Origin of the sequence: Saccharomonospora saliphila YIM 90502 (assembly GCF_000383795.1) — a bacterium.
Lineage (GTDB): Bacteria > Actinomycetota > Actinomycetes > Mycobacteriales > Pseudonocardiaceae > Saccharomonospora > Saccharomonospora saliphila.
In genome coordinates, this window is the sequence record NZ_KB912655.1 from 1 (window position 1) to 2352 (window position 2352).

Genomic DNA, 2352 nt, shown 5'->3' on the forward strand with positions numbered 1-2352 from the left:
GTCGTTCACTGTGCCGGGTGCGCCCGGATGGCGGGCGCACCGGCGCGGGTCAGCCCGCCGTGTCGTCGCGCTCGCGCAGCGCCAGCGGCACCCCCGCCAGGTCCTCCTCGTTGCACAGCAGTTTCAGGTCGTAGTACGGATAGCCGTCTCGCTCGTCGTAGTCGAGGTGGACGGCGAGCACGTCCACGGGCTCACCCAGCCACTGCTGGGCTTGTTTGAGCCAGCCGGCGCAGCGCTCCAGCGCGGCCGGGAGATCGTCGTCGCGGAACTCGACCGGGCGATACGGCACGTCCTGTATCTGATCCCGCGGGTTCGAGGGCATCGGAAGCCCCGGAGAGACACCCGCGTCGTTGAGTTCCAGCTGGATGGTTTCCTCACTCACCCTTCGAGCGTCTCTCAGCGGAGCGCGGAGAGCAAGCTCCGAGGACACGGAGAGCGAGGTCGGCGTGGTGCCGGGCCAGTTCGTCGAGCGGAAGGTCACCGTCCGGGGAGTACCAGTGGGCCACACCGGTGCACATCTCCAGCAGCGCGATACGGGTGATCCCGGGGTGGGCCGTGGTGAACACGCCCGCGTCCACGCCGTCGCTGACCGCCTCGGCCCACACGCGTTCGTACTCGTCGCGCAGCGCCACCACCTCGCGCCGCGTGAGCGGGGTCAGCGCGTGGATCTCGTGGTCGACGATGCGGGTCCGCCTCGGCCTCAGCGCGTGCGCCTCGACGTGCATCCGGACCAGGAGCCGCACCCGCTCACGCGGATCGGCCACGCCGCGCGTGACGGCCCTGGCCGAGTCGCGCAGGTCACGCAGGCAATCGCGCATGATCTCGGCGAGCAGGTCCTCCTTGGAACCCATGTGGTGGTACAGGCTAGCGGTGGACAGTCCGCAGGCCCGCGCGAGGTCGCGGATGCCCGTGCCGTGGAAACCGCGCTCGGCGAAGAGCTCCTCGGCGGCGGTGCGCAGTACCGCGCGGGTGTCTACCGCCACCGGCCCTCCCTGCTGTCGTAGCACCCCGTGAGCGGGTCCCCGTCGCCCGCGCGCAGGGTGCCCTTGGCGACCCGCTCGGAGTCGGTCATCGGCAGCGCGTCCACCACCGCCCAATACCTCGGCACCTTGAAGTAGGCGAGCTTGCCCGCGCAGAACCCGGCCAGCTCGGCGGGGTCCACCCGGTGTCCCTCGGCGGGCACGACCCAGGCCTTGACCTCCTCGCCGCGCAGCTCGTCGGGCACCCCCAGCACGGCGGCCGAACGCACGCTCGCGTGCCGCAACAGGGCGCGTTCGACCTCCTCGGCGGCGATGTTCTCCCCGCTGCGCCGGATCATGTCCTTGGTACGGCCCACGTAGAACACGCGCCCCTCGGTGTCCATCGTCGCGAGGTCACCGGTGCGGAACCAGCCGCCGTGGAAGGCGCGGGCCGTGGCATCGGGGTCGTCGTGGTAACCGTGCATGAGCCCCACCCCGCGCACCAGCAGCTCCCCCCGCTGCCCCCGGGGGAGCGGGTTGCCGTGCTCGTCGGCGACCATCACCTCACGCCCCGGCGCGGCACGGCCGAGGCAACCGGTGCCTACCAGCTCGTCGTGGTCGGCCGGGTCCATGCGGATGTCCGACCCGGTCTCGGTCATCCCGAACGCCTCGTACCAGGGCACGCCCCACCGGCGTTCCAGGTCCGCGTGCAGGTCCGCCGGGATCGCCGACGCGCTCACCGCGCGCACGTGGTGCCGCGTGTCGTCGGCGTCGGCGGGCATGCGCAGGAGCAGCGTGGGCATCAGCCCGAGACAGTAGAACCACGTGACCCGGTGCTCGCGCACCCGCTGCCAGAACGTCGACGGGTGGAACCGGTCGAGCACCACGAGCGTCGCGCCGGAGGCCAGTCCGACCGCGACGTTCCACTGTGGATCGATGTAGTGGAACGGCTGCGCGGTCAGGATCGTGTCGTTCTGGTCGAGGTGCGGGAAGCCGTCCACGAGCCCGTGCGCGAGGGTGGTCCAGTACCGGTGCGGCAGCACGCAACCCTTCGGCGTGCCGGTGGTGCCGGAGCTGAACTGGATGTTGCAGGGCAGCTCGCCCGCGACCGGGGCGAACTCCCCGCACGTCTTCTCCGCGCCCTCGTGGGTCAGCTCGTCCACCGTCAGCACCCGCTCGACGGCGGTGCCCGGCGCGATGCCGCGCAGCAGGTCGGCGAACTCACCGTCGGTGACGGCGAACCGGGCACCGGAACGGGCGAGCACGTGCGCGCCGTCCAGCTCCCGGTAGCCGGTGTTCACCGGCACCAGCACGGCGCCCAGCCGGGCCAGCGCCAGCCACACCAGGGGGAACTCGGGCCGGTTGCGCGACATCACCGCGACGCGGTCGCCCC

Annotated in this window: 3 protein-coding genes; all 3 read right to left on the reverse strand. The window is 71.9% G+C overall.

Going from position 1 to position 2352, the window contains the following annotated elements; translation table 11 throughout:
• Positions 1-49: 49 nt before the first annotated feature.
• Complete coding sequence (locus SACSA_RS0108970) at positions 50-382, reverse strand: hypothetical protein (protein ID WP_019815216.1); 333 nt, start codon at positions 380-382, stop codon at positions 50-52.
• Positions 375-983 (reverse strand): TetR/AcrR family transcriptional regulator, encoded by a 609-nt coding sequence (locus SACSA_RS0108975; protein WP_019815219.1) that lies wholly within the window; start codon positions 981-983, stop codon positions 375-377. Before SACSA_RS0108975 ends, SACSA_RS0108970 begins: the two co-directional genes overlap by 8 nt.
• A partial coding sequence (locus SACSA_RS22165) for an AMP-binding protein (RefSeq protein ID WP_019815220.1) occupies positions 974-2352 on the reverse strand: 1379 nt, incomplete at its 5' end. The genes SACSA_RS0108975 and SACSA_RS22165, both read right to left, overlap by 10 nt.